This window comes from Pseudarthrobacter sp. alpha12b (genome assembly GCF_054130495.1).
In genome coordinates, this window is sequence record NZ_CP196746.1 from 848603 (window position 1) to 870231 (window position 21629).

Sequence of the window (21629 nt, forward strand, 5' to 3'; positions counted from 1 at the left end):
AGAGATGACCAGCAAGTCCGCAGCCGCCATTGACAGTGCCCGTTCCCAGGGACGCTCGTCCCTCATCGGCTACCTCCCCGCCGGCTACCCCAGCGTGGAGGACACCATCGCAGCGGGCATTGCCCTGGCGGAGAACGGTGCCGACCTGATCGAAATTGGCATCCCCTATTCCGATCCCGTCATGGACGGCCAGGTCATCCAGGCGGCCACCACGGAGGCACTGGCCAAGGGCTTCCACGTCAGCCAGGTGTTCGACGTCGTCGCAGGCATCACCAGCAAGACGGACGCCGCCGTCCTGGTCATGACGTACTGGAACCCCGTGGTCCGCATGGGCGTGGATGAGTTCTCGCGCAGGCTTGCCGAGGCCGGGGGAGCCGGGCTCATCACCCCGGACCTGATTCCGGACGAGGCCGCCGAGTGGATGGAAGCTTCGGACAAGTACGGGCTGGACCGGGTGTTCCTGGTGGCGCCGTCCTCCACACCGGAGCGCATGCAGCGGACCGTGGACGCGAGCCGCGGCTTCGTGTACGCCGTGTCCATCATGGGCGTTACCGGTGCGCGGACATCCGTCAGCACTGCTGCCAAGGATGTTGTGGCGGCCGCGCACGGCGCAGGCGCCGAACGCGTCTGTGTTGGGCTTGGCGTGTCCACCGCGGACCAGGTCCGGGAGATCGCCGCCTACGCCGAAGGCGTCATCGTGGGCACTGCGCTGGTTGCAGCCCTCCGCGACGGGGGAGTGGACGCCGTCGGCGCCCTCACCAAGGACCTCAGCACGGGACTGACCCCGGTATCCGGCCTGGCGCAGGAAACCGGAGCCTAGGCCATGCAGACGCTCCTTCAGGCAGCCGCCCTGGCGCCCACGCTGGTGTCCGCCAGCATCCCCAGCCCCGACTGGTCCGGCTTCGACATTCCCCTCCCCTGGGGCAGCCTGCGGATCCACGCCTACGCGCTGTGCATCCTGGCTGGAATCGTCGTGGGCCTGTGGCTGACCTCCGTCCGCTGGGCCAAGCGCGGTGCCCCTGAAGGCAGCGTCTGGGACATCGTGATCTGGGCCATTCCCTTCGGCATCATCGGAGGCCGGCTCTACCACGTGGTGTCATCACCGGACGCCTACTTCGGGCCGGGCTTCGACGGCACCGGCGACCTCTCACTCATCCCGCAGATCCAGCGCGGCGGGCTGGGAATCTGGGGCGCCGTCGTCCTCGGTGCCGTCGGTGCCTGGATCGGCTGCCGCCGCAGCGGCGTCAAGCTGAGCGCGTTCGTCGACGCCGCCGCACCCGGACTGCTCCTGGCGCAGGCCATCGGCCGGTGGGGCAACTACTTCAACCAGGAACTCTTCGGCGGTCCCACCACGCTGCCGTGGGGACTGCAGATCGACGCCAACAACCCAAACTTTCCCGCCGGCATGCCCGCGGATACCCTCTTCCACCCCACGTTCCTCTACGAGTCGCTGTGGAACCTGGCCGGCGTCCTGATCCTGCTCGCCCTGGACCGCCGGTTCAACTTCCGCCGGAGCAGGCTCTTCTGGCTCTACGCCATGTACTACACGCTGGGCCGCGTCTGGATTGAGGCGATGCGCATCGACGATGCCGAACAGATCAGCATGCTGGGCATTACCACCAGGCTCAACGTCTGGACCAGCATCTTTGTATTCCTCGCAGCCCTGGCCGCCTTCCTTCTCCTGGGCCGCAAGGGCCGCCCGGAACCGGACACTGTCTATCTTGCGGGCCGTGAACCGGACAAGGCCGTGACCGGCCCACAGGCCGGGACGGTCACAGAGGTCCGTGATCCGGACTCTGTTGTCTCAGATAGTGATTCGCGTGGTAATCTCCCTGATAACCACAGCGGTTCCAGGCATGCTTCCGACCCCACGGAAGAAGCCGCGGCGGCACCGGCCGGCTCAAAGCCCGGAACGGGTGCGACGGCCGCCGGACACTCCGGCAGCACAGCCACAGGACCCGCATCGGAGGCCGGCGCCGGCAAGTAGGACGCCGGCCAGGCAGGGCAGTAGAGCCACCGCTCGAAGAGCCCGAAACCACAATGTCGTGGCATGGGGCGAGTCCGGACGGCACAGAGATGCTGGCCGGTGTTGCCTCGGACAGGGGCCTGCGTAACCGTTAGTTCAGCAGGCTGCGCTGACCTACAATTTCCAGTAATCAACACTTTGTTGTGCCCACCGCAGCGGCGCCGACGAGTGGGGCCAACGGTGTCCCTTCCATACGCACGATCAGGAGGAAGGACGTCTCCCATGACCCAAACTCTTAACACTCCCAGCTGGTCCGAACCGGATCAGCCCGGGACTGCCATGTCGCCGTTCAAGCGCTTCGCAGCGATGCCGGAGGCCGCCGGGCTGTACAACCCGGAACAGGAGAAGGACGCCTGCGGACTCGCCATTATTGCGACGCTGCGCGGCGAACCCGGGTATGACATCGTCGACGCCGCCCTGACCGCGCTGCGGAACCTTGAGCACCGTGGTGCCGTGGGCGCCGATGAGGGTACAGGCGACGGTGCGGGCCTGCTCATGCAGATCCCGGACGAGTTCTTCCGCGCCGTGACCGAATTCGAACTGCCCGCTCCCGGCCAGTACGTTGCCGGCACCGCCTTCCTGCCTGCCGAGCAGCGGGAGGCCGACGCCGCCAAGGCCGGCATCGAGGGCCTGGCCGCCGACGAAGGCCTGAAGGTCCTTGGCTGGCGCGAAGTGCCCGTGGTCGCCGACCTCGTTGGCGCCATGGCCCGGGCCTGCATGCCGTACTTCTCCCAGCCCTTCCTGGCTTCCGCCAACGGTGAGGAACTGGACCGCAACGAGCTCGATTCCCGCGCCTGGCGTATCCGCAAGCGCGCCCAGAACAAGTTCGGTGTGTACTTCCCGTCGCTGTCTTCCCGCACCATCGTCTACAAGGGCATGCTCACCACCGCCCAGCTGGAGCCGTTCTACCCGGACCTCTCCGACAAGCGGTTCAAGACCAAGCTCGCGATCGTGCACTCGCGTTTCTCCACCAACACTTTCCCGTCCTGGCCGCTCGCGCAGCCGTTCCGGACCATCGCCCACAACGGTGAAATCAACACCGTCAAGGGCAACCGGAACTGGATGCGGGCCCGCCAGTCCCAGCTTGCCAACCCGCTGCTGGGTGACTCGCCGGAAGAGCTGTACCCCATCTGCACCCCCGGCGCCTCCGACTCGGCCTCCTTCGATGAGGTAGCGGAACTGCTGTGGCTCTCCGGGCGGCCCATCACCCACTCGATCATGATGATGATCCCGGAGGCCTGGGAAAACCACGCCACCATGGATCCGGCCCGCCGCGCCTTCTACGAGTACCACTCCCTGCTGATGGAACCCTGGGACGGCCCCGCCGCTGTCTCCTTCACCGACGGCAACCTGGTCGGCGCCACCCTGGACCGTAACGGCCTTCGCCCTGGACGCTACTGGATCACCGAGGACGGGTTGATCGTCTTCGCCTCCGAGGTGGGCGTGATCGACGTCGAGCCCTCCAAGGTGGTCAAGAAGGGCCGCGTGTCCCCGGGCAAGATGTTCCTGGTGGACACCGAGGCCGGCCGCATCATCGACGACGAAGAGGTCAAGGCCGAGGTCGCCGCCGCCAACCCGTGGGCGGAGTGGGTCAAGGACAACCTGATCGACCTCAACGAGCTGCCCGAGCGCGAGCACGTTGTCCACACCGCGGCGTCAGTGAACATCCGCCAGCGCACCTTCGGTTACACCACCGAAGAGCTGAAGATCCTGCTGGGCCCCATGGCCCGCACCGGCGCCGAGCCGCTGGGCGCCATGGGTTCTGACACCCCGGTTGCGGTGCTGTCCAAGCGGCCGCGCCTGCTCTTCGATTACTTCGTGCAGTCCTTCGCGCAGGTCACCAACCCGCCGCTGGACGCCATCCGCGAGGAACTGGTCACGTCGCTGACCTGTGCCATCGGACCCAACGGCAACCTCCTGGACACCAAGCAGGTCCGCCAGCCCCAGGTCCAGCTGCCCTTCCCGGTGATCAACAACGACCAGCTCGCCAAGATCGCCAACATCGAGGACGCCGACGGCAACCGCGTGGCCATGAAGGTCCGCGGCCTGTACCGCCCCGAGGGCGGCGAGAACGCGCTGCGCGCCCGGCTCACCGAAATCTGCGAGCAGGTTTCCGGCGCCATTAACCGCGGCGTCCAGTACGTTGTTCTCTCTGACCGTGACTCGAACGCCCAGTGGGCACCGATTCCGTCGCTGCTCCTGGTCAGTGCCGTGCACCACCACCTGCTGCGCAGCGCCAACCGCACCAAGACCGCCCTGGTGGTGGAGGCCGGCGACGTCCGCGAAACCCACCATGTGGCCGTCCTGATCGGCTATGGCGCATCCGCTGTCAACCCGTACCTGGCCATGGAATCCGTGGAGCAGCTCATTGCTGCCGGCGACGTCACCGGCGTCACTCCGCAGGACGGCGTCTACAACCTGATCAAGGGCCTGGGCAAGGGCGTCCTGAAGATCATGTCCAAGATGGGCATCTCCACCGTCGCCTCCTACACCGGCGCGCAGACCTTTGAGGCGCTGGGCCTGGGCCAGGAGCTGGTGGACGAGTTCTTCGCCGGCACGCACTCCCAGCTGGGCGGTGTGGGCCTTGATGTGATCGCGGCAGAGGTTTCCGCACGCCACCAGATGGCGTACCCGGAGGGCGGCATCGAACAGCCGCACCGGCCGCTCCTCGGCGGGGGCGAGTACCAGTGGCGCCGCGACGGCGAACCTCACCTGTTCAACCCGGAGACCGTCTTCCGGCTGCAGCACGCCACGCGTGAGCGCCGCTACGACATCTTCAAGGCGTACACCAGGGGAGTGGACGACCAGTCCACCAACCTGATGACCCTCCGCGGGCTGCTGAAGTTCAAGAACGAGCGCCCGTCTGTTCCCCTTGAGGAAGTGGAGCCCGTCTCCAGCATCGTCAAGCGGTTCTCCACCGGCGCAATGAGCTACGGCTCCATCTCCCAGGAGGCCCACGAGACGCTGGCCATCGCCATGAACCAGTTGGGCGGCAAGTCCAACACAGGGGAAGGTGGCGAGGACGTCGACCGCCTGCTTGATCCGAAGCGCCGTTCGGCCGTCAAGCAGATCGCGTCCGGCCGTTTCGGCGTCACCAGCCTCTACCTGACCAACGCCGACGACATCCAGATCAAGATGGCCCAGGGTGCCAAGCCCGGCGAAGGCGGCCAGCTGATGGCGCAGAAGGTCTACCCCTGGGTGGCCAGGACGCGGCACTCGACGCCCGGCGTCGGACTCATTTCCCCGCCCCCGCACCACGACATCTACTCCATCGAGGACCTGGCGCAGCTGATCTACGATGCCAAGCGCGCCAACCCCTCGGCGAGGGTCCACGTGAAGCTTGTCTCGGAAGTAGGGATCGGCACCGTGGCGTCCGGCGTGACCAAGGCCAAGGCCGACGTCGTGCTCGTTTCCGGGCACGACGGCGGTACCGGCGCCTCGCCGCTGAACTCGCTCAAGCACGCCGGCGTCCCTTGGGAGCTCGGCCTGGCCGAGACCCAGCAGACACTGATGCTCAACGGCCTGCGTGACCGCGTGGTGGTGCAGGTGGACGGCCAGCTCAAGACCGGCCGCGACGTGGTGATCGCCGCGCTGCTGGGCGGCGAGGAGTTCGGCTTTGCCACCGCCCCGCTGGTGGTGGAAGGCTGCATCATGATGCGCGTCTGCCACCTTGACACGTGCCCGGTGGGCGTTGCCACGCAGAACCCCGAGCTGCGCGCCCGTTTCAGCGGCAAGCCGGAGTTCGTGGTCAACTTCTTCGAGTTCCTTGCAGAGGAAGTCCGCGAGATCCTGGCCGAGCTTGGCTTCCGCAGCCTTGAGGAGGCCATCGGCCACGCCGAGGTCCTCGACGCCCGGGACGCCGTCAACCACTGGAAGGCCGACGGCCTGGACCTGGACCCAATCCTGCACGGCCTGGAGTTCGACAACGACGCGCCGCTGCGGAACATGACCGGCCAGAACCATGAGCTGGACAAGCACTTCGACCAGCGCCTGATCACCATGGCCACCGAAGCGCTGACGGACCGCAGCCCGGTGAAGATTACCGTGGACGTGATCAACACCGACCGGTCGGTGGGCACCATGCTGGGCCACGTCGTCACCAAGACCTTTGGTACCGACGTCCTGGCCACGGACACCATCGACGTCACGCTGAACGGCACCGCTGGCCAGTCCCTGGGCGCCTTCCTGCCCGCGGGCATCACCCTGCGGCTGTACGGCGACTCGAACGACTACGTGGGCAAGGGCCTTTCCGGCGGCCGGATCATCGTCCGCCCGGACCGGACCAACGTCTTCAAGGCGGAAACCAATGTCATCGCCGGCAACGTGATCGGCTACGGTGCCACCAGCGGCGAAATGTTCCTGCGCGGCCAGGTGGGTGAACGCTTCCTGGTGCGCAACTCCGGCGCCACCGCCGTGGTGGAAGGCATTGGCGATCACGGCTGCGAGTACATGACCGGTGGCCAGACGCTGATTATCGGACGCACCGGCCGCAACTTCGGCGCCGGCATGTCCGGCGGCACCGCCTACGTCCTTGACCTGCGGACCACCCGCGTCAACAAGCAGGCCCTGGAGTCCGGCGAGCTGCAGCTGCGCGAGCTGGACTCGGAGGACCGCGACATTGTCCACGGGCTGCTGGTCAAGCACGTGGAAGAAACTGACTCCCAGCTGGCGGCACGCCTCCTCGAGAACTTCGATGACACCGCCGCCCGCATCACCAAGGTGCTGCCGCGCGACTACGCGGCCGTGCTGCAAACCCGTCTCGACGCCATCGAAGAGGGCCTTGACCCCGACGGCGAAGAAGTATGGTCTCGAATCCTGGAGGTTACCGGTGGCTGATCCACGCGGATTTCTGAAAGTACGCCAGCGTGAAACCCAGCCGCGCCGTCCCGTTCCCGTCCGCATCATGGACTGGAAAGAGGTCTACGAGGCGCAGGAAAAGGGCACCCTGAAGGCCCAGGCCGGGCGCTGCATGGACTGCGGCGTCCCGTTCTGCCACCAGGGTTGCCCGCTGGGCAACCTCATCCCCGAGTGGAACGACCTCATGTGGCGGGACAAAGGCGACGAGGCAATCGAGCGCCTGCACGCCACGAACAACTTCCCCGAGTTCACCGGCCGGCTCTGCCCGGCTCCCTGCGAGGCGTCCTGCGTGCTGGGCATCAACCAGCCCGCCGTCACCATCAAGCAGGTGGAAGTCTCGATCATTGACGAGGCTTGGGACAACGGCTGGGTCAACCCCCTGCCGCCCGCACGCCTGACCGGCAAGACCGTGGCTGTTGTCGGTTCCGGGCCTGCCGGCCTGGCCGTGGCCCAGCAGCTCACCCGGGTTGGCCACACTGTTGCCGTCTACGAGCGGGACGACAAGATCGGTGGTTTGCTGCGGTACGGCATCCCCGACTTCAAGATGGAAAAGGAGCAGGTGGACCGCCGCGTCGAGCAGATGAAGGCGGAAGGCACCCGGTTCCGGACTGGGGTTTCCGTGGGCACCGACGTCACCTGGGAGCAGCTGCGCAGGCGCTACGACGCCGTCGTGGTGTGCACGGGTGCCACCGTTCCGCGTGACCTGCCCATCCCGGGCCGCGACCTGGACGGCGTCCACTTCGCCATGGATTACCTGGTGCCCGCCAACCGTGCGGTGGCCGGAGAAACCATCGAGAACCAGATCAACGCCAACGGCAAGCACGTGGTCATCCTCGGCGGTGGCGATACCGGCGCCGACTGCCTGGGCACCGCGCACCGGCACGGCGCCGCGTCCGTCACCACCCTGGCCATCGGCAAGCAGCCGCCGTCGGAGCGTGCCAGCCACCAGCCGTGGCCGACATTCCCCAACCTGTTCGAGGTGGCCAGCGCGCACGAGGAAGGCGGCGAACGCACCTACCTCGCCTCCACCGTCGAGTTCGTTGGCGAGAACGGCAAGCTCACCGGGGTAAAGGTGGCCGAGACCGAGTTCGTCGACGGGAAGAGACTCCCCAAGGCCGGCACCGAGCGGATCATTCCAGCGGACCTGGTGTTCCTGTCCCTCGGCTTCACCGGCGCTGAACCTGCCGGTATCTCCGAGCAGGTGCACGCCGAATTCGACGGCCGCGGCAACGTGGCCCGTGACGGCTACTACATGACCAACACTGAAGGTGTCTTTGTTGCCGGCGACGCCGGCCGCGGGCAGTCCCTGATCGTGTGGGCCATCGCCGAGGGCCGCGCCGCCGCGGCCGCTGTGGACAAGTACCTGATGGGAAGCACCATCCTCCCCGCACCCGTCGCGCCGACGGACCGCGCCATCGCCGTCCTCTGACCGCTGTCCCGGGGGATGCATCGAGGGTTCACCTCGCAGACAACTTAACCAATGCAAGAGACCAATAGGGTAGGTATATGAGACGCGCAAAAATTGTGGCTACGTTTGGCCCGGCAATTGCCAGCTACGAAAACACCTTGGCTGTGCTGGAGGCCGGCGTAGACGTGGCCCGCATGAACATGAGCCACGGTGACTACACCGTGCATGACAACACCTACGAGAACGTCCGCAAGGCAGCGTCCGACCTTGGCAAGGCAGTTGCCATCATGGCTGACCTGCAGGGCCCCAAGATCCGCCTGGGCCGCTTCGTTGACGGTCCGCACGCCCTGGCCGTGGGTGACATCTTCACCATCACCACCGAGGATGTTCCCGGCACCAAGGACATCTGCTCCACCACGCTGAAGAGCCTTACCGAGGACGTCAAGGTGGGCGATGCCCTGCTGATCGACGACGGCAAGGTGGCGCTGCGTGCCATCGAAGTGGACGACGTCAAGGTGGTCGCCGAGGTGACCGTCGGCGGCATGGTGTCCAACAACAAGGGCATCAACCTTCCGGGCGTGGCAGTCAACGTCCCGGCCCTGAGCGAAAAGGACGAGGATGACCTGCGCTGGGCCATGCGCCGCGGCGTAGACCTGGTGGCTCTGTCCTTCGTGCGGGACGCGTCGGACATCAGCCGCGTGCACGAGATCATGGATGAAGAAGGCCGCCGTGTGCCGGTCATCGCCAAGATCGAAAAGCCGCAGGCCGTTGAGCAGCTGCCCGAGATCATCGACGCGTTCGATGCCATCATGGTGGCCCGTGGCGACCTCGGCGTGGAACTGCCGCTGGAGGAAGTGCCAATCGTCCAGAAGCGCGCCATTGAGCTGGCCCGCCGCTGGGCCAAGCCGGTCATCGTTGCCACCCAGGTCCTCGAGTCAATGATCGACAACCCGCGCCCCACCCGTGCAGAGGCTTCCGACTGCGCCAACGCCGTCCTGGACGGTGCTGACGCCGTCATGCTGTCCGGTGAGACCAGCGTGGGCAAGTACCCGATCGAAACCGTGAAGGTCATGGCCCGGATCATCGAGTCCACCGAAGTCCATGGCCTGGAACGCGTCCCCCCGCTGGGAACGAAGCCCAGGACCCGCGGCGGTGCCATCACCCGTGCCGCCGTCGAAATTGCCGACCAGCTGGATGCGAAGTACATCTGTACCTTCACCCAGTCCGGCGACTCCGCCCGGCGCCTCTCCCGCCTGCGGCCCATCAAGGCTGTCTTCGCATTCACCCCGGTGGAGCATGTGTGGAACCAGCTTGCGCTGACGTGGGGCATCCAGCCGGTGCTGGTGCCCATGGTGGGGCACACCGACGAGATGACCTCCCAGGTTGACCGCAGCCTGCTGGAAATGGACCTCGTGGACGACGGCGACCTGGTGGTTATTGCTGCCGGTTCCCCTCCCGGAAAAGCCGGCTCCACGAACATGCTGAAGGTCCACAAGGTGGGCGACCTCGCCGATGCCGGCAGCCAGGGCGGCGAGCCCGGCAGCAACCGCGAGAAGCTCGGCCCCTGGCCGGAAAAGAAGAAGAAGAACCAGGCCCCCCAGGCCTAGTCTTCAGACACAGCAAAGGACCCCTGCCGTTTGGCAGGGGTCCTTTTCGCTGTGGTGGCTTGGCTGGTCCGGAGACCTGCCCGCCCATGGCTGGGCCCGTCGTCGTGCTTCCCCGGGCCCGGCCAGCGGGCTAGTTGACCTGGTTGATGATGGTTTCGGCGACCTCGCGCATGCTGAGGCGACGGTCCATGGAGGTCTTCTGGATCCAGCGGAAGGCTTCAGGCTCCGTCAGGCCCATCTTGGTGGTCAGCAGGCTCTTGGCGCGTTCCACGAGCTTGCGGGTGGCGAACTGCTCCTGCAGATCCGAAACTTCGCTCTCGAGGGCCTTGATTTCCTCGTGGCGGGAGAGTGCGATTTCCAGCGCCGGGATGAGGTCTGCGGGCGTGAACGGCTTGACCACATAGGCCATGGCGCCGGCGTCGCGGGCGCGCTCCACGAGCTCCTTCTGGCTGAAGGCGGTCAGCAGCACCACGGGGGCGATGCGGGCCTTGACAATCTTCTCGGCCGCGGAGATGCCGTCCATGACGGGCATCTTCACATCCATCAGGACCAGGTCCGGCTTCAGTTCCTCGGCAAGCTGGACGGCTTTCTCGCCGTTGTCCGCCTCGCCAACAACGTCGTAGCCTTCGCCGCGAAGGATCTCGATGATGTCGAGGCGGATGAGGGTTTCATCCTCTGCCACAATGACGCGGCGCGCCGGCTGGGACGTGGGCTTGGACTCCGTCTGTTCAGTCACGGGATCTCCTTGAAAAGGTACGGCGGGACATCACTATCTTAGGTGCCACCGCGGCTGTACTTGGCTTGCAGGGTTCGTTTGCGGCGACGGCGGCGCGATTCTGGAATTCAGCCTATCTGCATGTAGAGTAATTCCGCGTACGTGAAGCGATCGCGTTGCTCACAGTCAGCTGTGGGCGTACTTTCGCTTCGTGTAATCCGCGCCCGAGTGGCGGAATTGGCAGACGCGCCGCACTCAAAATGCGGTATCGAAAGGTGTGTGGGTTCGAGTCCCACCTCGGGCACAGTGTTTCCGCAGGTCAAGCGGCACTTACCACTTTGTGTGTTGACAAAAACCCCCAAAGTGTTGACAGCGGCGTACCGTTTTTGATGTGGCAAGTATTCGTAAACGCACCAAAAAGGACGGCGCATCGTCCTACATGGTGTTGTGGCGGGACCCGAAGAGCCGCGAGCAGCAGGGCCTGACAGTTGCCACGATCGTCGAAGCCGAGACCCTGAAGAGGCTTCTTGACGCCAACGGCCAGTCCTTCGAGATCGCCCAGCATGCCATTCTGTCGAATGAGAAACGCACGCCTACTGTGGCCGAAGTCATCCAGGAGCACATCGACCTGCTGATCCGCCCCTCAAGCGGAACCACAAAGACGTACCAGACCATGCTGGACCTTCATATCCGGAACGTCATCGGCCATGTACCGGTGGACAAGCTGGATTACCGTCTGATCGCACACTGGGTGAAGTCGATGATGGCCAAGGGCAAGGCGCCGAAGACCATCCATAACGTGCACGGCCTGATTTCGGCAGCCATGAATACCGCGGAGATGCTCGGCTACATCACGCGGAACCCGTGCCGCGGCGTCCAGCTTCCCGGCATTGAAAAAGCCGAGGACGAGGCAATGTTCCTGACCCACGCCGAGTTCAGCCTCATCATGGAGGGTATGGGGGAGCGGTACAAGGCTTTCACCAACTTCCTTGTCATGACTGGCACCCGCTTTGGCGAAGCCACCGCGCTGACCGTGGCGGACGTGGACCTTCTCTCCAAACCGCCTACCGCCCGGATCAACAAGGCGTGGAAGCGGGACGGCCAGAATCAGTTCTACATCGGGGCGACGAAGACGGGTGCCGGTAAGCGCACCATAGGACTCAACCCTGCCTTGGTGGAGCTGCTGATACCGCTCGTCGCGAGCCGGCCTGGAAAGGAACTTGTGTTCACCACGCCCAAGGGTGAGCGAATCATTCATAAGCTGTACTGGCACCACTACTGGGTCCCAGCCGTTCGAACGGCCCAGGGGAACGGGCTAACTAAAGACCCTCGGATCCACGACCTCCGCCACACTCACGCATCATGGCTAATTCAGGACGGCGTGCCATTGTTTACCATCTCGCGCCGACTGGGACATGCGTCCACAAGGACAACGGAACAGGTTTACGGGCACTTGATGCCGGAGGCGCTGCAGGCTGGTGCTGATGCCACGGAGCGCTCGGTCACTGCCTTCCAGAGGTGACCCGCCTCAGGTCATGTCGGAGGGTCTTTCTGCTGGCATGAACATGGAAACAGGTCCTTATTCTGTCGGAGGTTTCCGTGGATATTGAGTTTTTTGAACCGGCCGAAGCTGCCGCTCTCATGCGCTGCACCGAGTCATGGCTTCGGGACGGCGCAACCAGCGGACGCTTCCCCCACGCGTGCTGGGGCAAAGGAAAGATCATCTTCACCTCCGAGCACATCCTCGAAATTGCCAAGCTAAGCGAGATACTTCCCGGCAGCACTGGTTCGCTTTCTGCCAGTTTGCCCGTGTCAAAGGAACGGTTGATCGGTACCCGCTCCAAAGTCAGGCTGGCTACGGTCAACTGAGAAAGCGCGACCGGTTCTGGCCTGGGAGGCGCACAGTTCCCAGTGGGAATGCTCCAGGATGAGGTCGGGCCATAGTCTGTGGCAGGCACCACGGAGATGGTTACCCGCGCCAGGCGCGGGTCGAAGCTAGCGTGGAATGACCCCTATGACCCCTATGACCCCTATGACCCAGAGGACATGAAGACTACCTGCTCGCCCGCCAAAGTTCTGACCGCCGCCACTGCCTTGATGGTGGCTGCGTCATTATTAGGTTGTGAGGTTACAGCCCATGCCTTCGAAGCCGTCCAATCTGCTCCAGGGATTCCTGGGCGAGAGACGGCAGATCCTGACGCGGCCGGTGACGCCGCAAGGGCCCTCGTCCAACTGGAGACCATCCCGGTGAAAGGTCGGGCTCCCAAGACAGGCTATACCCGCGATGTGTTCGGGCCAGCTTGGGCGGACGTTGACCACAACGGTTGCGATACCCGCAATGACATTCTTGCCCGGGATCTAATCGACAAGACTTTCAAAGCTGGCACCAACAACTGCGTAGTTGACAGCGGCACCTTGGCCGACAAATACACCGGCACAACGATCACCTTCGTCCGTGGCCAGGACACGAGCTCAAAGGTCCAGATCGACCATGTCGTGCCCCTAAGTGATGCTTGGCAGAAGGGTGCACAGCAGCTCAGCGACGAGCGGCGTAAGGAGCTCGCCAACGACCCGCTGAACCTCATGGCTGCGGACGGGCCGACCAACGGGGCCAAGGGCGATAGTGACGCGGCGACGTGGCTACCGCCGAACAAAGCCTTCAGGTGCGAGTATGTCGCCCGCCAAACTTTCGTCAAGGCCAAGTACAGTCTTTGGGTCACACAGGCGGAGCATGATTCTATTGCCGGCATCCTCGAGGGCTGTGAATAGAGGATGTACGTCCATCTTTGGACGGCCTGTTTCGTCGGCTCCACATCGCAGGGGGCCGCTCCGGACATTTGCGATCGCCGATTCCGTCACTTAAATCTTTAGAGTGCCGCTGAAGGTAGGCGACATGTCCAGGGAGTTTTTCTTGTCTAGGGACGTTTTCAAAGCCCGCACCGCAGTCGGTGTAGCAGCGCGCCGCGGTGACGCCCAAGCCATCGCTCAGGCAAAATGCGATCTCGCCGCCGGCGATATCGCCCAGTACGTCGAACGTGTTGTCAGTGAGGCACCGCTCCTGACCAACCAGCAACTGGACACCATCACGTTGCTGCTGCGCCCTAGCCGCGGCGGCCGGTCATGAGGGCCAAAGAAGGAATCCCCGAGTTGGGGGACTCAGGGATTCCAAACGCTCGGGGCGAGCAAGACCAGTCTATGGTCGACGTGGCCCCGGTACTGAGAAGCCGCGCCAACCCAAGTGAAATCACCGTGGCGATCGTGAGGAAGTCGGCCGCGGCCGCGGCTTTCGGCCTAAGCCTCTGCTGCCGCTGCGCCCGGTGCAAAGCCCCGCTGTGCAACGCTCGCAGCGTTTCCTCCAAGCTCGGCCCGGTCTGCCGTCGTAAGGCCGGTGGCTGAATTGACCTGGTCTAAGTTCAGTGACGGCTACAACGATGACAGTAGGCCGCTTTCAGATGCTGCGTTCCGCCTCCACACTTAAGGCCTTGTCTGGTCTAATCGCAAGCTGCTTGACTGCGTCATCCCCAAGGATGATCTGCGGACGTTCGCCAAGACGCCGGAAGCCGTCCAGGAACTACTGGATGCAGGATTCTGGCTAGACCTTGGCGATAGCCACGTCGTCCGTCATCACGCCCAGTATCAGCGGGACCGTGAGGCCGTGATCCGACAACAGGAAGCCGACCGCGAAAATGGCGGCAAGGGCGGCTGCCCCAAGGGCAAGCCCAGGGAACAGAAAACCGAATTGGTTAGGAAACCGCAAAGCGACGGTGCAACCGGAGGTTTTCCGCCGGCACCAGTCAGACCTGGCGCTGCGGCCCATATAAACACTGGGCAAGAAACCCGGTCGGTAAGCGATCCGCAGAGCGAAAGTGAAACCGAAAGGGACAGGCCTGGGATAGGAAGAAGTTATCCCCAGCAAAGTTCAAGAATGGCGCCTGAGCAGGATGCGGAGTAGACGAGGGGTGCGCCGGTTCCTGTTGGCCCTGTTGCTGTCCGTGGACCTGCTGCGGGGCCGGGTTCACGGAGCAAGACGGTTCGCCGGATGGTAAATGTCCTGGGTGTCGGCGGGCGGCCATTCGAGAGCGGGAAAAATTGGAAAGGGCGTCATGAGTGGCGCCGTCGTCCACGAAGCCAGAAACCCCGGGCAACGTTCCTACTTGCTGCTCTTACGCCCGACTGTCGTTTCGATAGCTCCTACTGTGCCGTCGTCAAACTTGATCACCTGGCAGTCGTAGGGCTCCGTCACATCGACGCCCTGGCGGCTGGAAACCTGGCCCTTCACAAGCCAGAACGTTTCCTGCTTGGTTATGGAAGGTGTCCCGTTGAAATAAACCGAGCCCGAATTCTTGGTGTTCTTGGTGACCGCAGCCTCACACTTCTTGATGGCGTCCGCGTCACTAATGCTCAACGGCTGGTTCTTCGAATCCGTCGCGGAATCTCTCGCCATCTGAATGGAGCAGCTAGCAACCTGTCCAAGGATCAGAACAACCAAAGCGATACTGAACCATGCAAGCGCCCCGAGCTTCCTACGCGGTCCTGCAGTTCCCCCAGTTTCAACCATGCCCGAAGTCTAACCACGAGCCAACGAAACAACGGAAGGCGCAACGGAATGACCCAGCAACTAACGGCCCGCGCACATCTGACCATCACCGCGGAAGAGGGGGCGCTGGGGAATAACCTACGGCGCTCCTGAATACGGGGTACTCGTCGCGGAAGTACCGGGCGGCACCCGGTACACGCTGGTATCTGAGCCGGCCTGCCTGTCCATGATCGTCCAGTCATCACTGACAGGCCCGCTCCATCTGAACAGCGAACAGACCATGATCCCACTCATCCGTGCTGGCTGGCCGGAAGACTGGGCCGAACCCGACGACTGCGAAGCATGGAAGCCCTGGGTTTAGCTTCGTGGGCTGCTGTCCGAGGGGGATGCCGGAAGGCCTGGTGCGATATCCGGGGAGGCGCTTCGGCGGCTGGGGCTCTCAGGACCCGTGACGTGGCCAATCTAAAAGGAAAAGTTCACAAGCAAGGCCCACAGCGCAGCTGTAGCAAAGATGTCAACGAACAGCATCTCTTGTTTGTTCGAGGCAATCAGCAGACACATGAACGTCGTGATGACGGCCGACCAGAGCGCGAACACGCGCAAGCCATAGGCTATGCGCATCCAGACCGGATGCCAGTGCCGCTCGTGCAGGAACTTGCCTTCAAGCAACAAAGCAATCAACAGCGTCGGAAAGACTTGAGCGAGGAGACCGGCCAACTCCGGGGTCACTTGGAGGTACATGCCCGCCATCCTAGCTAGAGGCTCCGACATCGGGTTTTTGTCCACGGAGGCAACTGAAGGACCTCGGGGTGTTCCGGTCTCTCTCCCTCCGATTTTCTGGAAAGTTTTACCGCTACGGTGGCTCGCTGTGCGGACATGCCATGTGCTGATTGCGGGAAGCTGCTTTGGGGCGGTTCGACGTCGTAACCGGCTGGGTCCTGCGTTCGCGTCCGGTGCGGCAGCCTTTGCGGCGGCGGTTGCGGTTCAATGGCTTGTGCCTGGCGTGCGGGTCGAGGTTTGGAAAAGCGGATTCGATGCCACGCCGGTTTTGCTCTAGGCGCTGTGCGAATCAGGCCGGGGGCTTGGACGTCACGGGACAGACCTAGAGGGTGAGCCTCAGATCTTGCGCCATCACTTCCGCAAGGTGAAGCCGGGCTTCGTACAGGGCTTCGGACGCCGCGTGGAATTCAGGATTTTTGGACAGGCCTAGAGGACTTTCACCCAAAAATTCGGTGAATGCGTTTCGGCTGTCTCTGTGGAGCTTGGTCGCCTGTCGCACAGTTTCTGGACTTATGAGCCGAAGTCGAAATCCTCCAATATGGTCTTTGAATTCCAGGGCGTCTTCGCGAGTGGACGCTCCGGTTAAGACTTGTTCAAGCATCAGATCCCCAAGCCTGACCGTTTCTAGGTAGTTGCTGTATGTCTCTACCTTCTCGTTGCGGAGCCAACGTGCATGTTCGAGGGATTTGTCTTGACGGATCTTTATGAGTCCGAATGTGCTGGTGATCAGCGCGCCGCCGAGGGCGCTACCCAGGAGTGGTATCCAGAAGTCCATGGTCCCAAAGATATAGGCCCGTGTGAAGCAAATTGAATTACACCACTGTAATTTTCCACGTCAGCCGGTGATAATGGGATCTGCTTAAAGAGCAACACTGCGTTACTCGAAGTGACCGCGGCGCGCTGAGTGCCTGGCCTGGAGTCTCGATAGAGTACTAGTGGGTTCGTGATTCCGGCTGTTTCCTACCTGCAGGATCTCATGGAGCGCTTCAGCACGCATGTCCATCGGCTGCGGCAAGTTACCCCAAATTCTTTCGCTTGGCCACGACGTTGAAAACCACGTCAGTCAGTCGACACCATCTCGCCCTGGGGAATGGAGTCCTGCCGCTAGAGGCGAACACCATTTCGGCGGAGGAGAAGTTCGCACAAGCAGGGTACGACGTCCCCGTGCTACTTGACGAGCGATGAGCAGAAACTCCCTCTAGAGCGCTCGACCTCGAGGCAAAACGATGTGCGGATCAATTTTGGGAGTGGACGGCGACATCGAATGGTGAGAGACCTCTGCGGCGACATTCTTGCCGTCCGTGCTCAGAGGCTGAAGCTCAGCTGCAAAGCGCGCGTGCTGCCTTTGGATCTCCTCAACCTCGGCCTCATACCGTTCTGACGCAAGTGTCAGGATGCCCGCTTCGCGAAGCAGCGTTAGGTGTTTGTGTAGCAAAGACGAAGGAACATCCAGAGCGGCAGCCACGTCGTTGCACGTTGCCGGCCCATGGGCAATCAAGAAGCGAATGATCTGGCTTCGCGTCCGATGCATCATGATGTTCGCCATGGAGACCATAACCCTGATGATGAAAACTCACTTCTGAGGAATGTGCTGTAGACGGGTCTACAGCAGAACAATACGCCCCTAAGTGAGCCCGGGGAAGACGTTGAAGGCACTCGTTGCACAAGAGGTCGAGCAACGGAATACTGAGCATCATGTGAAGTCTCAAAGCGGTATCGCTGTGGAAGGGAGGTGGACGGTGTCCGGCGATGACGAACGCCCTTCTGGTACTGCCTTGTCTCCTCAGGCTGAGCTGGCCCGGCGCCTAAACCTGCTTCTCGACGTCGCCGTGGCAGAACGAGGGCAGGCTATTACGTTCCGCGAGGTTCATGAGAAGCTTGCGGCCAGAGGAATCAAGCTCTCCAGGGCACGCTGGTTCTACATGAAGGACGGGAACGGGCGATTGGTTAGCGACCCCTCCTTACTGCGCGCATTATCCGAAATTTTCGGCGTGGATCCTGCGTATCTCTTGGACTCGAATTCTGGGGAGTTGCCCCAGCGCATCGATTCGCAGCTGGAATTCGTCCGGTCCCTGCGGGCTGCGAGGGTGAAGACTTTTGCGACCCGAACCCTTGGGGACGTATCGCCGGAGACACTGCGAGCTATCACGGAGTACCTGAACAGGGACATCAGCCGGCGGCCGGAGGGCGAGCGTGCAGCGGCGTCATCGCAGTCCGAACCGTCACAGTCGCCCGAGCAGTCAGGCTAATGGCCTTTCGGCTACTGCTGTTCCTCCAGCAAGTACTTTAGGTGGGCGTCAAGCAGTTCCTTGATCCGGGCAGGGTTCGCGGAGTACCGAGGTGACCGTCCGTGCCTGCGCCCGGGCTCGACGTCGACCATCACCACACCCGCTTCCTCCAGTGCTGCGAGATGTTTGGCCACGCTGGGGTCGCCTGCGCTGACAGCCGCGACTATGTCGCCGCGGGTTGCAGGCCCGCTGGCGGTAAGAAATCGGAGGATCTCGTTGCGCGATCTGTTGCCGAAAGTTGCGACGGCAGCCTCGACGTCGGCCGACCAGGCTGCGTCGTGCGGTTGCGTAATTCTCGGCATAGCGCCATTCTTCCCGAAGAAATCCGAAAAAGTAAGAACAGCACTCTTGACGATACTTTAAGTATCTTTGACAATAAATTCCATAGCTTCTGCTGATCGTTGTTGGATCTACGAATCCACGCACCGGAGCCGCCTGCACGGCGCCGCCCATACTCGATCTGAACATCAAAGCGGTGAAGCCATGGAAATTGAATCCGAGGCGCATCAAGTCAAGAGTCACCCCACGACTCCCGCCGGAGTGGATGTCTCATTGCGAGGCGCTCCTCAAGCGGGGGAGCCCGTCGTCCCAATCGACCGGATTCTGGTCGCCGTGGATGGCGTGAACCGCTACGTCATTTCCCGTCTGGGACGAATCGGACGATCCTGCGATGTTGACGACGTCATGCAGGACATCCGCGTCGCTGTCTGGGACGGAGTAGCAAAGGGAAAATACCGAGAACTTCCCGGAATTCCATTTGAGGCCTGGGTTCAGGGTGTCTGCAACAAGATCTGTGCTGCGCACATCCGTCGAGAACTAAGTCACCGGACTTTGCCATTGCTCATAGATTTCACGACCACGGATACCTCGCCCGAGGTTCTCGCCGTCATCGATGCTGGCTCGCTTTTGGGCAGCACCGAAGGCTGTGTCGACCAGGCGTGGGCGCAGGCGATGCTGGATCTGGTCCACCGGAACGTGACTGAGGAAACATGGAGGCTTGCTGTGTCCAGTCTTGTCGGGCCGCGCCACTATGGACCTCCGACTCCCCAGGACCGGCGTCGGTGGCACGCCGTAACGGTCGTCCGGCAGACCGCCCAGACAATTAGCACGGCATTGAACTGCCGTCCCAACCCTCAGATCGACCTTGATGACCTTTGCCAAATGGCCGCCGACTGCCTTCCCACCGCTGTGCTTCGGCGAGTTGCTGCCTCCATTGTGCGTCCCGGATTGCGGGGACCCGACCGATCCACGCAAATGGCGGCCCTGGCGGGTGAGCTGGGCGTGACCGAGAGATACATCGCCGTGAATATCGGCTTTGCCCGGCAGTTGTATCGTGCCGCTTGGCGTGTCCTCCAGCACGAAGCGAACAGGCCCGCGGTGTAGGCCATGATTGTCGTCATCGGAGCTGGGCGATGAATTCGATTCGAGAGTTTGGCCGTCAACGTTGGTTCGCTGTGGGGATCGTTGCATTGCTTACAGGCGGCGCACTCTTCCTGCTTTGGCCGTCTGATCGCTCTGGTAGGGAAGCGGCGCCGTTGACGCCAGCAACGGTGCCAGCAGCGGGGACGCCATCGGCTTCAGCGCCACTTCACGTCCAATCCACCGCAGCTCCGATCATTGAGGAATCATCGACCGCCGCAACGGATGGCAAGCTGCCGAGCACAAGGGATTACCGGTCACTTGCTTTGGCGGCGGCGCAGGGAATCTACACCTGGGACAGTCGCTCGTCGTCGTATTCCGACGTGTATGCGCGGGTGCGGTCCTGGTGGGCGCTTCTCCCTGATGGGTCCAATCCATTGTCCGCACTGGTGCGGGAGTTCGAGGGGACTGGCGTGACCGCAGGGAGCTTCACTGTCCTGACTGGACAGTCTGCACGGCGAACCGGTACCGCTGAAGCCGTCCGTTGCGACCGCGAACTGGCTAAGGTCAAGGAGTACCCGGCCCCTTGGGAGGGCCTTCACGTGTGCACGGTGACCGTCCAGGTTGTGGACGAGTCGACCGCGGGCCAGAATGCTTACGCAGCGCCAGTTACCGTGATGGTCAATTGTCCGCCAGCGGTCACCGCTCCGGCTGATCGATGCGCCATGGTTGGTTTTTATGCGACCGCCGAGCGGATCGTCTACTGATGCCGGCTCTGGCAGCGATTGCCGTCGTGGCACGACGACGGGCTTTACTTAAGATCGTTACCGCCGTTGTTGCTGTCGTCGTACTCGGCGGGCTGATGGCCTTTGTTGGCGTCGTGGCTGTACTTGCCGAGGCGACTGGAGAGCGTGCTGTTGCTTGTACTCCGGGTAGCGCGGACAGTCGTGCAGTGACCGCGGGAACTACTGGGGGCGTGGAAGTCCGCGACGCTGGCAAGCTGCTCTACGTATTGACGCCTCGTCAAGAGGGCGTGGCGCGGGCTTACATTTCGGTGGGGAAGCAACTGGGTGTGCCGCGTTCCGGACAAATCATCGCAATCATGATGGCGCTTCAAGAATCGGGCCTTCGCATGCTTGCGAACCCGGCAGTGCCTGGTTCCCTTACCCTCCCCAATGACGGTATCGGGACGGACCACGACTCAATTGGGTCGGCGCAACAACGCCCGGCTGCGGGGTGGGGCAGTGTATCCGAGCTAATGGACGCCTCATACAATGCCCGCGCGTTCTACGGCGGACCGACAGGTCCCAACCATGGAAGTCCACATGGGCTGTTGGATGTCCCCGGGTGGCAGGCCATGGATAAGGGGCGGGCTGCGCAGGCGGTTCAGGTTTCTGCTTTTCCGGAGTTGTATGCACAGTGGGAGCCGGCAGCGACAGCAATTGTTGCTGCCTTGGAAACCGACACAGCTCCTGCATCTTGTTTGGGTCCTACTGCAGGGAATCAAAATGTCGGACAGGTGCGGAACCCAAGCCAGCTGCGCCAGGACATCTTGCGGTTCACGCAGGAGGGACTCGGCGGCAAATATGTCTGGGGCGGCACGGCCTTCAAGGCTTGGGACTGCTCTGGGTATGTTCAGTGGATCTACAGGCAGGCCGGCATTGAGCTGCCAAGAGTAGAGCAGTGGCGGGTAGGCACGCGAACGGATCACCCGCAGCCGGGAGATCTGGTGGCTCAGAATCCACAAGGTCCCGACAATTGGGGCCACGTCGGCATTTATGCCGGCGACGGCATGATGTGGAGTGCACTCAACCCGGCGGTAGGAACGTTGCTGCATCCAGTCAGCTGGAACTCTGGCACGGCCTACTACAACTTGTTAGAGCGCTGAATACCTTTAAACTCTTCCGCCGACGGCCGCCGGCGCCCGTGTCCTACAACGTCTTGACGTGACATCGTACGCTTAGCCACTTGTGGGACATAGAAGCGACGCAAATGACGGGGCGGCCCGGACCGAATGGCTTAGCTCCAAGAGAAGAGGCCGTCCAATATCTC

The 21629-nt window shown here is 62.8% G+C and carries 19 protein-coding genes and 1 tRNA gene; 14 read left to right on the forward strand and 6 right to left on the reverse strand.

Annotated features, from left to right (window positions below; all coding sequences use genetic code 11):
• Nucleotides 1-4: 4 nt before the first annotated feature.
• From trpA to pyk, 5 genes are all read left to right on the forward strand, one after another.
• On the forward strand, nucleotides 5-820 hold the full coding sequence (trpA, locus tag ACTAQI_RS03805; RefSeq protein WP_457950981.1) for a tryptophan synthase subunit alpha: 816 nt from the start codon (nucleotides 5-7) through the stop codon (nucleotides 818-820).
• Nucleotides 821-823: 3 nt separating this feature from the next.
• Nucleotides 824-1987, forward strand: coding sequence for a prolipoprotein diacylglyceryl transferase (gene lgt, locus ACTAQI_RS03810; protein ID WP_457949672.1), 1164 nt, complete (start codon nucleotides 824-826; stop codon nucleotides 1985-1987).
• 261 nt (nucleotides 1988-2248) lie between these two features.
• Entirely contained in the window at nucleotides 2249-6862 is a 4614-nt protein-coding gene (gene gltB / locus ACTAQI_RS03815) for a glutamate synthase large subunit (RefSeq protein WP_457949673.1), read from the forward strand.
• Nucleotides 6855-8312, forward strand: coding sequence for a glutamate synthase subunit beta (locus ACTAQI_RS03820; protein WP_457949674.1), 1458 nt, complete (start codon nucleotides 6855-6857; stop codon nucleotides 8310-8312). The genes gltB and ACTAQI_RS03820 overlap by 8 nt, the downstream gene beginning before the upstream one ends.
• A 77-nt stretch (nucleotides 8313-8389) precedes the next feature.
• A complete protein-coding gene (gene pyk / locus ACTAQI_RS03825; RefSeq protein WP_457949675.1) occupies nucleotides 8390-9898 on the forward strand; it encodes a pyruvate kinase in 1509 nt (502 codons plus the stop codon).
• Between the two features lie 130 nt (nucleotides 9899-10028).
• On the opposite strand, the gene ACTAQI_RS03830 is transcribed toward pyk, so the two are convergent.
• The gene (locus ACTAQI_RS03830) at nucleotides 10029-10634 is read right to left on the reverse strand and encodes an ANTAR domain-containing response regulator (protein ID WP_009358190.1); all 606 of its coding nucleotides are present in this window, start codon (nucleotides 10632-10634) and stop codon (nucleotides 10029-10031) included.
• A 201-nt stretch (nucleotides 10635-10835) separates the two neighbouring features.
• On the opposite strand from ACTAQI_RS03830, the gene ACTAQI_RS03835 reads away from it, so the two are divergent.
• From ACTAQI_RS03835 to ACTAQI_RS03855, 5 genes are all read left to right on the forward strand, one after another.
• A tRNA-Leu gene (locus ACTAQI_RS03835) sits at nucleotides 10836-10917 on the forward strand.
• An 87-nt stretch (nucleotides 10918-11004) separates the two neighbouring features.
• Entirely contained in the window at nucleotides 11005-12135 is a 1131-nt protein-coding gene (locus tag ACTAQI_RS03840; protein WP_457949676.1) for a tyrosine-type recombinase/integrase, read from the forward strand.
• A 77-nt stretch (nucleotides 12136-12212) separates the two neighbouring features.
• Complete coding sequence (locus tag ACTAQI_RS03845) at nucleotides 12213-12482, forward strand: hypothetical protein (RefSeq protein WP_457949677.1); 270 nt, start codon at nucleotides 12213-12215, stop codon at nucleotides 12480-12482.
• A gap of 177 nt (nucleotides 12483-12659) precedes the next feature.
• Nucleotides 12660-13382: an HNH endonuclease family protein gene (locus ACTAQI_RS03850; RefSeq protein WP_457949678.1), complete on the forward strand. Its 723-nt coding sequence runs from the start codon at nucleotides 12660-12662 to the stop codon at nucleotides 13380-13382.
• A 142-nt stretch (nucleotides 13383-13524) separates the two neighbouring features.
• Complete coding sequence (locus tag ACTAQI_RS03855) at nucleotides 13525-13737, forward strand: hypothetical protein (RefSeq protein ID WP_457949679.1); 213 nt, start codon at nucleotides 13525-13527, stop codon at nucleotides 13735-13737.
• 1026 nt (nucleotides 13738-14763) lie between these two features.
• On the opposite strand, the gene ACTAQI_RS03860 is transcribed toward ACTAQI_RS03855, so the two are convergent.
• From ACTAQI_RS03860 to ACTAQI_RS03875, 4 genes are all read right to left on the reverse strand, one after another.
• The gene (locus ACTAQI_RS03860; protein WP_457949680.1) at nucleotides 14764-15171 is read right to left on the reverse strand and encodes a hypothetical protein; all 408 of its coding nucleotides are present in this window, start codon (nucleotides 15169-15171) and stop codon (nucleotides 14764-14766) included.
• Nucleotides 15172-15612: 441 nt separating this feature from the next.
• A complete protein-coding gene (locus ACTAQI_RS03865; RefSeq protein ID WP_457949681.1) occupies nucleotides 15613-15891 on the reverse strand; it encodes a hypothetical protein in 279 nt (92 codons plus the stop codon).
• A 361-nt stretch (nucleotides 15892-16252) separates the two neighbouring features.
• The gene (locus ACTAQI_RS03870) at nucleotides 16253-16705 is read right to left on the reverse strand and encodes a hypothetical protein (protein ID WP_457949682.1); all 453 of its coding nucleotides are present in this window, start codon (nucleotides 16703-16705) and stop codon (nucleotides 16253-16255) included.
• 423 nt (nucleotides 16706-17128) lie between these two features.
• Entirely contained in the window at nucleotides 17129-17476 is a 348-nt protein-coding gene (locus ACTAQI_RS03875; RefSeq protein ID WP_457949683.1) for a winged helix-turn-helix domain-containing protein, read from the reverse strand.
• 82 nt (nucleotides 17477-17558) lie between these two features.
• Here ACTAQI_RS03875 and ACTAQI_RS03880 point away from each other — a divergent pair, with 82 nt between their 5' ends.
• The gene (locus ACTAQI_RS03880; RefSeq protein WP_457949684.1) at nucleotides 17559-18179 is read left to right on the forward strand and encodes a hypothetical protein; all 621 of its coding nucleotides are present in this window, start codon (nucleotides 17559-17561) and stop codon (nucleotides 18177-18179) included.
• 11 nt (nucleotides 18180-18190) lie between these two features.
• Here the strand turns inward: ACTAQI_RS03880 and ACTAQI_RS03885 are convergent, their stop codons facing one another.
• A complete protein-coding gene (locus tag ACTAQI_RS03885; RefSeq protein ID WP_457949685.1) occupies nucleotides 18191-18520 on the reverse strand; it encodes an ArsR/SmtB family transcription factor in 330 nt (109 codons plus the stop codon).
• Nucleotides 18521-18701: 181 nt separating this feature from the next.
• Between ACTAQI_RS03885 and ACTAQI_RS03890 the strand changes: the two genes are divergently transcribed.
• The 3 genes from ACTAQI_RS03890 to ACTAQI_RS03900 all read left to right on the forward strand — a co-directional run bounded on the left by ACTAQI_RS03890 (nucleotide 18702) and on the right by ACTAQI_RS03900 (nucleotide 21465).
• Nucleotides 18702-19601: a hypothetical protein gene (locus ACTAQI_RS03890; RefSeq protein WP_457949686.1), complete on the forward strand. Its 900-nt coding sequence runs from the start codon at nucleotides 18702-18704 to the stop codon at nucleotides 19599-19601.
• A gap of 29 nt (nucleotides 19602-19630) precedes the next feature.
• Nucleotides 19631-20344, forward strand: coding sequence for a hypothetical protein (locus tag ACTAQI_RS03895; RefSeq protein ID WP_457949687.1), 714 nt, complete (start codon nucleotides 19631-19633; stop codon nucleotides 20342-20344).
• Nucleotides 20345-20553: 209 nt separating this feature from the next.
• Nucleotides 20554-21465, forward strand: coding sequence for a C40 family peptidase (locus ACTAQI_RS03900; RefSeq protein WP_457949688.1), 912 nt, complete (start codon nucleotides 20554-20556; stop codon nucleotides 21463-21465).
• The last annotated feature ends 164 nt before the right edge of the window (nucleotides 21466-21629 follow it).